We start from the raw sequence: 14,165 nt of genomic DNA, 5'->3' as shown, positions 1-14,165 counted from the left end.
GACCTCGCCCACGCCACGGTGCGCGTGTTCAAACCGGGGTTCGGTGCCCTCGGTGGCACCGTCGTCGGCGCGTCCGGCGCCGGGAAATCCCGGGTCCTGGAACTGTTCGGTCTGTCGTTGCAGTACAACAACGTGCTGGTCTGGGTCGGCGACCCCCAGGGCGGATCCAGCCTGCCCGGCCTACTGGCCTGCTGNGACTGGCCCGCGACCGACCCCGACGAGATCGAGCTCCAGCTCGAGGCGCTCACGGACCTGGTCACCATCCGCACCAAGATCAACGGCTTGTATCCGCGGTCCACGCATCCCCTGGAGTCCGGACCTCTCGTCATCCTGATCATCGACGAGTGCCACAAGGTCCTCACCCAGGGCAGCCGGATGGCGAAGCTCGCCGACGGCCTCGCCCGCGAGGAACGCAAGGGCGGCGCCGGACTGTGGCTGGCCACCCAGTACCCCGGCGTCGAGTCGTACGGCAGCCTGCCCGCGCTACGCGCGAACCTCGCCGCGTTCAACACCGTGGCGCTGCGCACCGGCAGCAATTCCGGCGGGATGCTGCCCTCGCTGCAGCTGGACTCCTCCACGCTGCCGCCGGTGCCTGGCATCGGCTACATCGGCGGCGACGACGCCCGCGTCGCGCCGTTCCGCGGCCACTACGAGCCCGACGTCGTCGTCGCGGCGCTCGCCGCCGCCGCCCCGCGTACCACCCAGCTCGAGCCGGCCGTGCTCGCGATGCTCGGCGACGGCTACCGCGACCGGCACACCCGCCGCGACGCCGCGAAGGCGGCGCTGGCCGACGAGATCGCCGCGTTCGACCCCGACCTCATCGCCACCCTCGCCGCCGCCGATCCCGCCCTTGCCGCCGCCCTCCACCAGCCCCGCACCCGCCCCACCATCACCATCCCCACACCCCGCCCGACCCCGACCGCGCCCGCCACGCCCGCTGCGCCCGTCAGCCCGGCGCCCGCGGCCCTCGGCCTCGGCGACATTCCCCCCGCACCCACGTTCGGCGGCGCACCCGCAGCGACCGCGCATCCCGTGCTGCGCACCCCCTCCCACCAAGCCATCTACCAGCTCATATGCAACGGCGTCGTCCGCAAAGGCGCGATCCAAGAAGCAGCCGGCCTGTCCGAAACCCAGACCCGCACGATCCTCAACGCCCTGAAAAAGGCCGGCCTGGTCAACAACGACCTCCACGGCACCTGGACCCCCACCAGCGAGAGGACCGCCTCATGACCCACCGCCTACTCCGCCGACTGCGCGCCGACGCCCTACGCCTCGCTCTGACCGCCGCCGCCGTCGCCCTGGCCGCCGACACCGCCGACCGCCACCTCACCCAGACCACGGGTCGTCCGGCCGGCACCGAGCTGCTGCACACCGCACTGCGCCTCGCCACGGCCGCCCGGCCCGCCCTCACTCCCTGACCGCCCACCCCGCACCAGCCCCGCAGAGAGGGACACCACCCATGAGCTCCACCAACCCCACCCCGCCGCCGGTCCTGGAACAGCCCGGGGTCGCCCTGACCCCCGGCGACCCCCGGCCGATCCGGATCCACCACCTCGACGCGGACACCGCCACCCAGCTGGCCGCTGCCGCACCCCGCGTCCACCTCGACCAGGCCAGCCAGGACGCGGCCGGCTCCCGCCCGACCTGACCCACACAGCACGCCTGTCCATCCCCCACATCCCTGCCAGGAAAGGACCCGATCCGATGTTGTTCTCGAGGNCCCGCNCCCCCGCCGGTGAGCTGCCCGCCCGGCTGCGCGCCGTGCACCCCTACCCCGGCCCGCACGCCGCCTACGACCCCGCCACCGGCAGCGCGATCATCGGCCTCCACGCCGACCGCACCCCGGCACTGTGGCCACTGATCACCCCCGGCTACGGGCTGCACAGCGGCCTGATCATCGGTGGCCCCGCGAGCGGGACCAGCNCCCTGGCCNCCCAGCTCGCCGTCACCGCCGCAGGCACCGGCCAGATCGCCCTGTGGACCACGGACCCCCACGGCGGTAGCGACCTGCCCGCCCTGATGTACAACACCCCACGCGCCGCGCTGAACCCCCGCGACCTCGGAGCCCAGCTCGACGACGCCGTCGCCCATCTCCACTACCGGCAGGTCTGCAACGGCCTCAAGCAGCAGGCCCTGCACCAGCCCACCCCCGACCAGCCCGGACTGATCCTGATCGTCGAGGACACCCACGGCCTGTTCGCCTCGTCGACCTCTGCGCTGACCCGCGCCGCCCTGCGCATCGCCCGCGAAGGCCGGAAGGCCGCCGTCGCCCTGGTCGTGATCACCGGCGATCCGTCCGCGGCCACCATCCACCCCCAGCTACGCGACCAGCTCTCCCAGGCCAACCTCGCCGTCCTGCGCCTGCCCGGCCAGGCCCCGGTCCCACCCGGCGTGCCCGCCGACCCCGCCCGGCTCCCCGCCGACCTGCCCGGCACCGGCTACCTGCCCGGACACCCGCAGCCGTTCCGCGGCTGGCACCTCACCCAGACCGACGCCGCCCGCCACCTGACCGCCGCACCCCACGTCCACCTCGACCCGGCCCCGGCGGCCGCCCGCGGACGTGGCTGACATGGGCATACGCGGCCGCAGGCCCGCCCTGCCGCCGGCCGCGGCCGGCATGACCGAGGCCCAGCGGCTCATCGCCGCCGCCTGCCTGCTGCGCACCACGATCAGCGTTGCCGACCGGCGTGCCGGGGTGGCGACCGAGATACGCCAGCGGATGGAGCACCCGCAGCCCGGGGACCTGGTCTGGGAGACCTCCACCGCCCTGCGCGCCTTGCAGGACCCGCAGCACGCCCTGGTCTGCCTGGGCTGGTACCTGGCGCCCGGTTTCCAACCGGACACCACCCGCGAGCAGTGGGAGTCCACCCCCGACCGGCACCAGTACTCCGGCCAGCCCTGGGCGGACTCACCCGGCCAGACCGTCCACGTCATCCGCCCCTGGGGCGATCCACGCGGCGAATACGTCTGGCGCAACGCCGAGGTCCTCGCCCTGCCCCTCGAGCTGGCCATCCCGCCCGGCTGGCGCCACTGACCACCCCGACGCCCATCCCTGCACAACCCGAGAGGACCGAGATGACCGACATCACCACCGAGATGGCGCGGCTGACCGCCGACGTCGTTGCCCTGTCCGAGCGGGACGGCACCCCGCACGTGCTGCTGATCCGCCGCGGCTGGGCCCCGTTCGAGGGCCGCTGGGCGCTGCCCGGCGGCCACATCGACCCGGGCGAGCGTCCCGAGGACGCCGCCCGCCGGGAGCTGGCCGAGGAGACCGGGCTGCACGCCGAGGACCTCGCCCTGGTCGGCGTCTGGGCCGACCCCGGCCGGGACCCGCGCGGCCGGTACGCCACCTGGGCCTACCGGACCCACCTCCACGACCTGCCGACACCGGCCGCCGGCGACGACGCCGCCGCGGCCGAGTGGGTGCCCGTCGAGCGGGCCCTCACCGAGGGCCTGGCGTTCGACCACGAGCAGATCCTGCGGGCCGCCTACCCCCACACCCCGATCTCCCCGGTGCTCACGCCCGCCGGGGTCGCCCAGCTCCTGGCCCCCGCCGACGAGGTCCGCGACGACACCGCCGGCGGATGGCACGACATCCGCCTCGACCCCACCCCCGGCGCCGGCGCCCTGATAGGCGCGTTCACCGGCGATCAGGGGACGTGGGCCTCCTGGACTGCCGTCATCACCATCACCACCCCGCCCGCCTGACCTCCGCTACGGCCCCCCTGCCGCACTCCATCCACCAGCACGACCACGAGAGAGGACACACCATGATCCGCATCAGCATGACGGTCCTGCGGGACGTCGCCCTCACCGCCGGCGCCCTCGGCGTCGCGGGAATGGCCCTCCAGGAGCTGGACCGGGTCACCCGCCCGGCCGACACCACCCTGCCCCCGACCCGCCACGGCTGGCTGTGGGCGCTGGACGGCCAGACCACCGACCGGCCCCGGCGGCTGCGCCCCGCCACCGAGGCCGAGGCCGCCGCGTCGGCCGCCTCGCGCCGCCTCGGGAACGGCGGATGGATCGCCATCGCCGGCGGCCGCGAGGTGCTGGCGCTGACCGACCCGGCCGTGCTGGCCCGCGCCGGCCAGTACACCTACGACCACGCCAGCCGGGTCCAGATCGTCCACGTCGACGACACCGCGCCGACCGGGCCGCTGCCCGCGCGGATCGCCGACGCCGCGCGGCGCCACCGCGCGGCCACCGAGGCGTGGGTCGCCCGGATGCTCGGCCCGGCGGACGCCGCGCCGGTCACCGGCGTGGACGAGCTGCTCGACGAGGCCGACGTGCTCGTCCAGGGCGCCCTCGACGACGTCGACCCCGACGGGCTGGAGGACGACGGCGAGCTCTACGCCGGCGACATCGACGGGCCGGACGACGGGACGGACCACACCGACGTCCCCGCCGGCGAGACCGCCGCGGACTACGCCGACAGCAGCAGCTGAGTACGCCCCCGGCGCGGCGCCCATGCCTGGACAGCATCGCCGCGCCGGGGCCCCTCACCCGCTCCCACCAGCAGAGACCAGCAGAGACAGACGAGAGGCCCCCATCATGACCGTCCCGATCCCGATCCGCACCCCCCTCGGACCCGACACCCCGACCGAGCTGACCGCCGCGGTGGTCGCGCTCACCGACGCCGTGGTCGAGCTGACCGCCGCCCTCCAGATCACCGGCACGCTCGACCAGACGCCCACCCCCCCGCCGGCGGCCCAGGACACCGCGGCGGACCGGCGACGCCCCACCCGGCAGGTGCTGCGGTACGCCGACGGCCGGCTCCTGGTCGACCTGCCCGCCCAGGAGGTCCGCGTGGACGGCGTGGNCGTCCCGATGACCCGCCGCGAATACGACCTCACCGCCTACCTCGCGCTGCGGCCGCGCCGGATGCTCGAGCGCAAACACCTGCTCAAGCAGGTGTGGGGCACCCAGTACCAGGACCCCTCCACGGTCACCGAACACATCCGCCGCATCCGCCGCCACCTCGCCCCCCTCGAGGTCATCAGCACAGCGCGTGGCCTCGGCTACCGCTGGGACCTCCCGGTCGAGACGGCCTCCCGATGACCGCCACCGCCACCTGGTCCTGCTGCGGCGCCCGGGAGACCTACCCGACCGCGCTGGCCGCGGCCACCGCGCCGCCCCACCACCACCCCACGCCCGCCATCCCCACCACGCCGGCGGGCGAGCCGCAGCCGGCACCCACGCCCGCACCGGCACCGGCCACGCCGGACGCCGGACCGCAGCCCGCGCCCGCGCCGACTGTGCCGCCCGCCGAGTCGCAGCCGCCCACCAGATGGCAGCCCGCGCCCGCCGTCCCGCCCGGCCCGGCCCGTCGCCGGCCCCGGGTCGCCGTCACCGGCGCCACCAGCGCCGGCACCCTCGCCCTGATCGGAGACCCGGCATGACGACCGCGACCACCACGTCGCCGCCGGCGGCCGCGCTGGACGACGTCCAGGCCGCCACGATCCTCACCCTGGCCCTGCACTCCCCGGCCGGCGTGACCGCGCCGACGGCCGCGGCCGCGCTCGACCACACCGAACACTGGGTGCTCTGGCAGACCGGATCCATCCCCGGCGTCCTGACCATCGGCCCGGATCTGCGCACCGGCCACCCCCGCTACCAGGCGGCCGGCCCGGTCACCACCCCGCAGGCCCTGCTCGCCGGCGCCCTACTCGCCCTCACCGAGCGGGGCTGGTCCCGGTACGAGATCGAGGACAACGACGGCCGCGTCGACGTCCTCGGCGCGATCGCGCTGGCCGACCACCGCCACCCCTACGACGACCCGTCCCTGCTCGCGCTCGCCGCGGCGGACGAGCTCGCCCTGGCCCTCGACATCGACCCGNCCCGGGTCGACCCCGGGCAGGCGCTGGTCGCCTACCAGCACAACCCCACGACGACGCTGGGCCACGTCCAGCGGCTCATCCTGCGCACCCTCGGCGTCTCCGGGATCGGCCGATGACCGCCCCGACCGACGACCTGGCGCTGCTCGCCGAGCTGGACCGTCAGCACGCCGCCGTGCGTGAGGAGCTCGCCCGCGCCAACAGCACCGCCCTCGGGATCGCCGGCGCGGCCGCGACGCTCGCCGCGGTCGGCCTCGCCGCCCTCATGGCGGGGGACTGGACCCCGGGCAGCCTGCCCGCCGCCGCCCAGGTGGTCTGGTGGGCGGCGGTCCTCGCCGCCGCCGCAGGTCTGGCCCTGCTCGGCTCCGCGGTCCTGCCCGACCTCACTCCGGACGGCCCCGGCCAGCCACCGCCGGTCTCGTGGGCGTCGATCCGCCGCTACCCATCCGGCGAGGGCGGCGCCGCGGCACTGGCGGCCGCGCTCGCCGCGTTGGCCCTGGACCCGGCCCCGCGGGTCGCGCACCTGCAGCACCTCGCCGGGCTGGCCGGCCGGAAATGGCGGCGGATCCGCCGGGCGCTGCTCGCCCTCGCCGGCGCCGGCGCCCTGCTCACCGCCCTGGCACTCGGCACCGCCCTCTGACCCTCAGACGCCACACCGACCTTTGCCGCCGACCCATGACAGGACGATGACGACACCGATCACGACGACCCGAGGCCCGGCATCCCACCACAGGGGTGCCGGGCCTCGGCACGTAGCGACCACTGATATCCCGCGCAACACGCCGGTGGTAGGTCCGTCAGCATCCGGACGGACTGCGGTAGACATCCCCCATGCCGAAGTCACCGGATATCAGCCACGGCCCGCGGCGGTCGGTGCTGCTGCGGCTGTCCCCGGACCTGCTCGCGCGGATCGACGCGGCGGCCGCGGCCGCCGGCGCGACCCGCACGGACTACCTCGTGGCCGCGCTCGACGTGATGGTGCCCGAGCTCGGCGAGCCACCGCTGCCCGTGGCGGTGCCCATGGCCTCGTAACGCAACGAGGGCCGCGCTGCCAGGCGCGGCCCTCGTCTACGAATGCGCGGGGCCCGGGTGCCAGCCCGAGTGATCCCGCATGGTGCCGCCCCTTCTCCCGAGGAAGCAGCTGCGTGTTCAACGATGCCACGCGCCAGCGTCTGCTGGCCACTGAGTCCGCCCATTCGTTCAGGCGTGTTACCTCCCGCCTCGGACATCTGCCGCGCCCCGCGTCATGCCGGTCACGGCCGGCAATATTGCGTCTCGTCAAACCCGCGTACCTCGACGCGGGGGGGGCACTGTGAGCGCGCCGCGTGACCACGAGGATCTGCCTTTGCCGCCGGGGGAGTGGGTGAGTCGTCCTCGGTGGGAGGACACCGTGTACGCGGAGATGTCGACGCCCACCGGCAAGGCTGTCCTGATGCGCCTGGCCCGCCACATGAAGTGGCGCGATGGGTTGCCGGGCCGCGACGGGGAGCCCGGGAACGCCGTGCTGGCGGCCGAGGTCGGGGTGAGCGAGCGGCAGGTGCAGCGGTGTCTGGACGAGGCCCGTACCCGGGGGCTGATCGAGCTGACCCGCCGGCACAACAACCGTCGCAAGAGCCATCCCCAGGCCGCCTACGCCGCGCGGATGCCCTCGGTCCAGGCGCTGCCGATGCCGGTCGTCCCGCCCCCCGCCGATGCCCCGCGACCGGACACCAGTGTCCGGTGGTCAGGCATCGACGACCGGACACTGGTGTCTGGTGGTGACATCGACGACCGGACATCAGCGTCCGGTGGTGGTGCTGACGACCGGACACCCATGTCCGGTTCCCCTCATGTAAAGAACCTCAATAAAGAACCACCACCGTCGCCGGCGCCTGCGCAGACCGCGCTGTTGGTCGCCGTGCCAGGCGGTGGTGGTGGTGAATCAACCTCGACTACGAACACCACCGACCCGGCCGATCTGGAGACGTCGGCGGCTGTGCGGGCCGTGCTCGAGGTCGTCGCCGGCCACGAGCGAGTCCGGATCGGGGACCGTGCCCGGGCGCTGCTCGTTGCCCCGGTCGCCGCGGCGCTCGCGGACGGCTGGGATCCGACGGTGCTCGCCGACCACCTGCTCGCCGACCTGCCCGGACGGATCGACCATCCGCAGGGGCTGATGCAGCACCGGCTGCACACCGGCGACGACCGGAAACCGGCGGTCCTGCCGGAGTCGCCGGCGGTGTGCCCGTGCACCGCGTGCCGCCGGTACACCGCCGCTGTCGAGGCGGAGATCCGACGGGAGACCGAACGGCTGGCCCGGGCCCGCGCGGCCGAGCAGCACCGGGCGGCCGCGGACGACACCACCGCCGTGGCGGCCCGGCACGACGCGATCGACGACGCGATCGGCACCGTCCTGCGTGGCCGAATCGTCGATGCCGCGGTCGCGGCGAGCCCGGTCTACCAGCGGTCCCGGCGCAGCCCCGTCCTCGTCCGCACCCTCGCCGCCCAGGTGTACGCCGAACATGACCACGACGTTGCCGCGATCCGCGCCTACGCCGAGAGCCTGCAGCCCGGCCCGGCGGAGGTCGAGACTGTCACGGGTCCGGCCGGACTGCCGGTCCCGTCCGAGCAGTCCCCAGCGGCCACGGAGACGACCCTGAGCGCCACGCAGAACCTCGCGCCCACCCCGACCCATGCGGATGGCACCGTCCGGCCGACTCTGGCCGAGCTGGAGGCCGCCCTCGCCCACCACCTCGAAGGTGTCGCATGACCATCCGTGACGCATCCGACCCGATCCCGCCCGCCGAGTACGTCCGTGTCGTCCAGGACCGCGATGCCCTCCGCCAGCGCGTCGACGAGTTGGAAGCTCTCCTGTGCCGGGCGAAGGACGCTGCTCTCGGCGTCGCAGTCGCCGCCCTGGACGCCGACAAGGCGGGACGACGGCGACAGGCAACGATCGTCACCACCGCCGAGGACTTCCGGCGGATCGCCTGGGAGGTCGCTCAGGACCGCGCCCTGGCGATCGCGGTGTACTTCGCTACCGATCGGCACCCACCGACCTGCCAGTGCTCCCTCGGTGCAATACACGACCAGGAAGGCTGGGATGAGGCATACGCCTCGATCGCCGACTACTGGCCCAGCCACGTCCCTCCGGTAGGTGGAGCGGACACGTGATGCCGCTCGTGCCGATGCAGCCCGGCCTGTTCGACGACGCCGGCGACGGCCTGGCGGCGCCGGACGTCCGGATCCTCGAGCGGCTGGCCGCCGGCGAGACCGTCGTCGTGCGCCTGCCGGGCCTGTACCAGCCGTACCCGCCGCTGCTGCGCCACCTGCGTGATGCCGGTCTGCTGGTGCGGATCGGCCGGGACACCGTGTGGGGCAACAGGCACCGGCTGCGCCCCGGCGCGGGCGACGCCGAGCGGGCCGAGGTGATCGCCGCCTACGAGCATGACCTCGCCGGCCGGCCCGATCTGCTCGCCCGGATCCCCGAGCTGCGCGGCCGGGCGCTGGGCTGCTGGTGCGCCCCGCGGGCGTGCCATGGCGACGTCCTCGCCCGGTTTGCGCGGACGTTCGTCACGTGACGAACGTCCGGCTACAGATCGCGTCGACGCCAGGTCTCGGCGAGGTCTTTCCGGGGGGTGACGGGATGGGTGACGTAGACCCGCCAGGCGGTCGCGAGCATGTCGTCGATCCACCGCTGGCCGAACAACCCGCTGAAGCCCTCGCCGACTCGGACAGCGATGGCCTGACGCAGGCTGTCCGAGTCGTGATCGAAAAAGACGATCAGGTAGCTGGCGAGCAGGCCCGTGGCCTGGACCTCGCCCCGCAGGGTCCCCGGCAGATGCCCGATGATCTTTTTGACGGTGTAGCCACCATCGATGAACCCTCTGGTGTCCTCGCCGGACCACTCCTCTGGCTCGAGGGATGGATGGCCGCGGTAGCGGCCCTCGTTGATCCGGTTCCAGAACCAGACGTCGTCTGGGCCGGGGATCATCGCCAGCAGCTTGAGCATGTGCCGTACGTCAGGGTCAGTAACGGTCGGATCCGCCATGGTCATCATGATCCCCGTTCGACAGCGTCGATTCGGCCGACACCGAAAAGATCATGATGAGTCGCCGGGCTCAGATGCGGTTTTTGATCATCGTATGGTTGAGCACTCGGGATGATCATGGTTTGAGTTAGTCAACAGTGTTGAGAATCTACGACAGCAAGATCGAAAATACTGGGTCGGGGGGACGTTCGTGCGGGGTCATGGTGCAGCTGTGATCGTGGTGGTCGCGGTGATGCTGCTCGGTGGATGTAGGACTTCGACGGATGGCCGTGCGGCCCCGGCACCGTCTCCCACTGCTGTGGAAGCGACGATCACCGCTGCGGCCGTCACCCCGGCGGGGAACGGGGCGGTGTGGCGCGGCGTGGATGGTCTGCAGGCCGACCTGGAGACCTTGTACGACGTGACGATTCCTCTCGGACCGCTCGCCACCGTCGCGCAGGAGGTCTGCATGATGATCGACAGTGGCTTGGACTACGACGCGGCGGCGGTCCGGATCCGGATCGATCTCGCGCCGTACGGGCTGAGGCCGACAGTCGTGCGGGATGTGGCGGCGACGGCGTACGCGGACGTGTGTCGGGCCGGCTGAGGCGGTGCCGGGACTGCAGGACCCGCGGCCGCGGGATCATCACGGTGACGACTGCGAGGACGGGGAGGGTCAACGTGGACCAGGAGCAGCTCGACGACGGCACGGTGGCCGGAGCGGAGTGCACCCGGTGCGGGGCACTGCTCGTGCCGGGCACGACCGCCACGGGCGCGGAGGAGTGCGCGGCCTGCCTGTACGGCCTGGTGTGGCCGGAGCGCGACGGCTGGAGCGACGAGGATGACGCGGTGCCGCCGCAGTGCGTCGGCTGTGGGGATGCGCTGATCCCCGGGGTGACCGCGCTGCCCCCGGGCACTCCGGGGCGGCGGGAACGGTGTCAGAGCTGTGCGGTGATCGGTCAGTGCCGCGGCTGCGGCGACGCGATCATCGGCGGGTACAACGACGTCCCGGGCGAGGCGTACCAGCGCGAGCGGTGCCGGGACTGTGCCCCCGACCCGGTCCTGGTCGACTCGGCCGGTCCGGGGCCGGACGCCTACGACTCGCGGGACACGATCCTCTGACGATCATCACGTGACGTACGTGCACCGGGTCCGCCGCCAGGTAGCGACAGCGCACCGGTCGGACGCCCGCCCTGAGCTGGACGGTAGCGGTCGCGGCGGGCGGGTCGGCAGAATCCGGTGTCATGCCACGTCCGTACATCGCCCTGTTCGCGCTGGTTACAGCCCTGACCCTGTCGGCCTGCACCTCCACCGGGAGTTCGGCGTCCGGGCGCGGTGCCGCGTTCGCGTCGACGCCGACAACGGTGCCGGTGGCCGCGTCCACCGACTACCCGGCGCACTGCCAGGCCCGCGACCACGACCAGCTGCCGGACCCTGCCTGCTCCCCCGGAGCAACCAACCCGGCGGTGACCCAGGCGACCATCGGCACCACGATCTGCAAGGCAGGGTGGACGGCGACGATTCGCCCGTCGACCTCGGTCACGAACAGGATCAAGCTCGAGGCGATTGCCGCCTACGGCGACTACGCTGGCGCGNCACCCGGCAACTACGAGCTGGACCATCTGATCTCCCTGGAGCTCGGCGGGGCCCCGGACGCGGTCGCGAACCTGTGGCCGGAGAAGGGGCTGCACAACGACAAGGACCCGGTCGAGAACGCCGCCAAGAAGGCCGTCTGCGCCGGCCAGCTCACCCTGGCCGACGCCCAGCACGAGATCGCCACCAACTGGATCGCGCTCGGCCACCGGCTCGGGGTCAGCGGCATCCCCGCCTCCTGACGGCCATCACGTGATGATCGTGCGCCGGGGGCGGTAGCGGCGGGTCCGCTACCGGGTAGCGGCCGCGCGACCGGTCGGAGGCGCCCTGAGCTGGGCGGTAGCGGTAGCACCGGGTGGGGCCGGCGGGGACCAGAACCCGGATCCGGCGGGTGCGCCCCCCGGTGGGCCGCTACCGCGACCGTCGCCGCCGGTCAGTCCCCGTCGTCCTGCTCGTCTCGTTGCCGGCGGCCGCGGACTGCGCGCGGCGCCCGAACCCGCTCCGGCCGGTGCGCCCGCCGGGGTTTCGGTCGCCGGCGGACTGGATCCGCGAGGCGGCCTCCGACGTCATCGGCGTGCCCGAACCTTGCGACTTCGTCATGGGTCCAGGGTCGCGCCGCTCGTCGACGAGCACCAGGCGGGCCGCCGGCGAGTCACGCCACGGCGGCCGCAGCCGACTCCTGCGACCCAACTGGCGTCAGCGTCGCGGACTCATGCTGTCTTGGTGACTATGGGGTGTCTGGACCGTACGGGTAGTTCCCTGCGGTTATCGGTAGTGATACTTACAGTGAGTGGTTGCGGAGCGTCCGTGGGGGTTTTGGACGGAAAGCAAGCTGCATATGCTGTCCGACTATCTCCCGGCTTTCATGAAGGCGTGTGCGAAGGCGAGGAACACCGTCTACCTGGATCTTTTCGCTGGCCAGGCGGAGAACGTGGGCCGGGACAGCGATCAGCGGATTGAGGGAAGTCTGCTGCGCGCGTTGGCGACCGACCCGCCGTTCACGGTGGTGCGGGGCTTCGAGCTGCGGGCGGGCCGGGCGGCGAGTCTGCAGGCCGCCTTACGCCGCCGGTATCCCGACCGGGATGTGGTGATCCACACCGGGGACGTCCACGACACCCTGAGGCCGGCCCTGGAGGGGTTGGCCGCCTACCGGCGGTCACCGACGTTCGCGTTCGTCGACCCGGACGGGGTGGAGGCACGCTGGGCGCTCCTCGAGGTGCTGGCGGCCCACAAGCGGCAGTCCCGGACGAAGGTCGAGCTGTTCCTGCTCCTGCCGTCCGCGCAGATCGTCCGGGTGGTCAACGACCAGCTCACCCCAGACCAGCGGGCACGGGCGGAGTGGCTGATCACGGAGCTGTTCGGGTCGGAGGCGTGGAGGCCGATCCTCGCCGGCCGGCGCGCGGGCCACCTCGATCCCGAAGGCGCCCGGAACGAGTTCACCAACCTGATGCGCTGGCAGTTGGAAAAAGCGCTGGGCTACCGGTTCACCCACACCCTGCGGATGACCAATCGGGGTAACTCGCCGATGTATGACATGATCTTCGCGACGGACCACCCTGCCGGGGACGAGATCATGAAAACGGTCTACGGCGCCACCGCGCGGAAGTTTCCCGTGATGCGNCAGGAAGCCCGCGCCCGCCGGCAGGACCGTGCGGACGACGCGACCGGCCAGGGCAGCTTTTTCCCCGGTCTCGAGATAGTCAAGAACACCCCGCCGCACGGGATACGGCTGTACCGGCACACCCCGCCCGTCCCGCCCTACGAGCTACCCCGATAGGCACCCGCGCGGGCGGGTTTCCGTTCCCATCCTTTGATGGGGGATCAGGCGACCGGCGCATGGGCCCGGGGCATCTCGTCCCAGGTGCGGCCGTCCAGAAGCCGGCCGGCGGCCTTGGGTGTCGACCCACCCCACTGCTTGAAGAAGAACGGTGTCCTCGCGTCCTGGCACGCATCCCGTAGCCCGCCGACCCATGCCTGCTCCACCGGACGGTGCCGCGGCCCGCTCTCTCCTCCGGCGATCACCCAGTGCACACCGGTCAGGTCCAGGCCGGGGATCGGGCCGAGCAGCGGTTCGCAGGACAGGAACCGCACCGCCGCGGGCACCTGGACGAGGTCGTCCACCCGGTGGACAGCGGCGGCGTCCTCGACCGTCACCCCCATCCACACGTTCGACGGCCACTCCAGGCCGCCCGCGAGCTGGGCCAGCCGCCGGGACCGCTTCGTCAGCACCTGGTAGGTGTGCTGCGGCGTGTCGGCCATCACCTCGAACACCGCCCGGATGAAATCCACCGGCACCCGAGCATGAAACAAATCCGACATCGAATTGACGAAAATCAGCCTGGGTTCCCGCCAGCGGCGCGGCACCGCCAGGACATCCGCGTGGACCGTCACCCCGAACCCCGGCCCCGAGGTGCGAGGGTCCCCGTCGTTCTGATACTTCGCCGACCCCATCGCCTTCAACCGTCGAGCCAACGTCAGAGCATAACAGTGATCACACCCGGCGGATATCCGATCGCACCCGGTCGTGGGGTTCCAGGTAGCCTCGGTCCATTCGATACCGCTATGATCCGCCATCAGGATTTCCCTCCTCCAGTCTCCAGGAGAATTATTTCGTGGATACCGGGCGAAGTAAAGGCGGATAGTCAAATCCGGACCGGCAGCGAAAATCCGGCCGCCGTATTACCTGTCTCGGCCCGGACCCCCCATGGGCGGTCGCGGTGGCGCCCGCTGTG

At 72.7% G+C, this 14,165-nt stretch carries 17 protein-coding genes and 2 pseudogenes; 16 read left to right on the top strand and 3 right to left on the bottom strand.

Features of this window, described 5'->3' with window-relative positions; genetic code table 11:
- Nucleotides 1–195 precede the first annotated feature (195 nt).
- The 13 genes and pseudogenes from UK82_RS40780 to UK82_RS28505 form a co-directional block, all read left to right on the top strand.
- Nucleotides 196–1,230, top strand: a pseudogene (locus UK82_RS40780) (ATP-binding protein); the annotation flags it as partial.
- Complete coding sequence (locus UK82_RS28570) at nt 1,227–1,418, top strand: hypothetical protein (RefSeq protein ID WP_055410437.1); 192 nt, start codon at nt 1,227–1,229, stop codon at nt 1,416–1,418. The pseudogene UK82_RS40780 and the gene UK82_RS28570, both read left to right, overlap by 4 nt.
- Before the next feature lie 41 nt (nt 1,419–1,459).
- The gene (locus UK82_RS28565) at nt 1,460–1,648 is read left to right on the top strand and encodes a hypothetical protein (RefSeq protein WP_055410436.1); all 189 of its coding nucleotides are present in this window, start codon (nt 1,460–1,462) and stop codon (nt 1,646–1,648) included.
- A gap of 921 nt (nt 1,649–2,569) precedes the next feature.
- Complete coding sequence (locus tag UK82_RS28555; RefSeq protein ID WP_055410432.1) at nt 2,570–3,034, top strand: hypothetical protein; 465 nt, start codon at nt 2,570–2,572, stop codon at nt 3,032–3,034.
- 41 nt (nt 3,035–3,075) lie between these two features.
- Nucleotides 3,076–3,708, top strand: a complete 633-nt coding sequence (locus UK82_RS41750) for an NUDIX hydrolase (RefSeq protein WP_063897593.1) — start codon at nt 3,076–3,078, stop codon at nt 3,706–3,708.
- 62 nt (nt 3,709–3,770) lie between these two features.
- Complete coding sequence (locus tag UK82_RS28545; RefSeq protein ID WP_055410430.1) at nt 3,771–4,445, top strand: hypothetical protein; 675 nt, start codon at nt 3,771–3,773, stop codon at nt 4,443–4,445.
- Nucleotides 4,446–4,827: 382 nt separating this feature from the next.
- Complete coding sequence (locus UK82_RS43515) at nt 4,828–5,058, top strand: helix-turn-helix domain-containing protein (protein ID WP_396230666.1); 231 nt, start codon at nt 4,828–4,830, stop codon at nt 5,056–5,058.
- Nucleotides 5,055–5,399, top strand: coding sequence for a hypothetical protein (locus UK82_RS41905; protein WP_055410425.1), 345 nt, complete (start codon nt 5,055–5,057; stop codon nt 5,397–5,399). The genes UK82_RS43515 and UK82_RS41905 overlap by 4 nt, the downstream gene beginning before the upstream one ends.
- Nucleotides 5,400–5,949: 550 nt before the next feature.
- Nucleotides 5,950–6,474: a Pycsar system effector family protein gene (locus UK82_RS28525; protein WP_055410422.1), complete on the top strand. Its 525-nt coding sequence runs from the start codon at nt 5,950–5,952 to the stop codon at nt 6,472–6,474.
- A gap of 191 nt (nt 6,475–6,665) precedes the next feature.
- Nucleotides 6,666–6,866, top strand: coding sequence for a hypothetical protein (locus UK82_RS28520; protein WP_055410420.1), 201 nt, complete (start codon nt 6,666–6,668; stop codon nt 6,864–6,866).
- A gap of 331 nt (nt 6,867–7,197) precedes the next feature.
- Nucleotides 7,198–8,580: a hypothetical protein gene (locus UK82_RS28515; RefSeq protein ID WP_055410418.1), complete on the top strand. Its 1,383-nt coding sequence runs from the start codon at nt 7,198–7,200 to the stop codon at nt 8,578–8,580.
- Entirely contained in the window at nt 8,577–8,984 is a 408-nt protein-coding gene (locus tag UK82_RS28510; RefSeq protein ID WP_055410416.1) for a hypothetical protein, read from the top strand. Before UK82_RS28515 ends, UK82_RS28510 begins: the two co-directional genes overlap by 4 nt.
- Nucleotides 8,984–9,391, top strand: a complete 408-nt coding sequence (locus tag UK82_RS28505) for a DUF4326 domain-containing protein (protein WP_201784253.1) — start codon at nt 8,984–8,986, stop codon at nt 9,389–9,391. The genes UK82_RS28510 and UK82_RS28505 overlap by 1 nt, the downstream gene beginning before the upstream one ends.
- 11 nt (nt 9,392–9,402) lie before the next feature.
- On the opposite strand, the gene UK82_RS28500 is transcribed toward UK82_RS28505, so the two are convergent.
- Complete coding sequence (locus UK82_RS28500) at nt 9,403–9,822, bottom strand: hypothetical protein (RefSeq protein WP_055410414.1); 420 nt, start codon at nt 9,820–9,822, stop codon at nt 9,403–9,405.
- Nucleotides 9,823–10,072: 250 nt separating this feature from the next.
- Between UK82_RS28500 and UK82_RS33835 the strand changes: the two genes are divergently transcribed.
- Together UK82_RS33835 and UK82_RS28490 are read left to right on the top strand one after the other, a co-directional pair.
- Nucleotides 10,073–10,447: a hypothetical protein gene (locus UK82_RS33835; RefSeq protein ID WP_161849180.1), complete on the top strand. Its 375-nt coding sequence runs from the start codon at nt 10,073–10,075 to the stop codon at nt 10,445–10,447.
- Between the two features lie 44 nt (nt 10,448–10,491).
- Nucleotides 10,492–10,962 (top strand): hypothetical protein, encoded by a 471-nt coding sequence (locus UK82_RS28490; protein ID WP_152990047.1) that lies wholly within the window; start codon nt 10,492–10,494, stop codon nt 10,960–10,962.
- 882 nt (nt 10,963–11,844) lie between these two features.
- On the opposite strand, the gene UK82_RS43510 is transcribed toward UK82_RS28490, so the two are convergent.
- Nucleotides 11,845–12,003: a hypothetical protein gene (locus UK82_RS43510; RefSeq protein ID WP_396230665.1), complete on the bottom strand. Its 159-nt coding sequence runs from the start codon at nt 12,001–12,003 to the stop codon at nt 11,845–11,847.
- Nucleotides 12,004–12,223: 220 nt separating this feature from the next.
- On the opposite strand from UK82_RS43510, the pseudogene tcmP reads away from it, so the two are divergent.
- Nucleotides 12,224–13,053, top strand: a pseudogene (gene tcmP, locus UK82_RS43505) (three-Cys-motif partner protein TcmP); the annotation flags it as partial.
- Nucleotides 13,054–13,254: 201 nt separating this feature from the next.
- Here the strand turns inward: tcmP and UK82_RS28470 are convergent.
- On the bottom strand, nt 13,255–14,007 hold the full coding sequence (locus UK82_RS28470; protein WP_055410401.1) for a DUF5131 family protein: 753 nt from the start codon (nt 14,005–14,007) through the stop codon (nt 13,255–13,257).
- Nucleotides 14,008–14,165: the final 158 nt, after the last annotated feature.

This window comes from Frankia sp. ACN1ag, from assembly GCF_001414035.1.
GTDB lineage: Bacteria > Actinomycetota > Actinomycetes > Frankiales > Frankiaceae > Frankia > Frankia torreyi.
The sequence above is the reverse complement of the archived record's forward strand: the minus strand, read 5'-3'. Positions and strand labels throughout refer to the sequence as shown.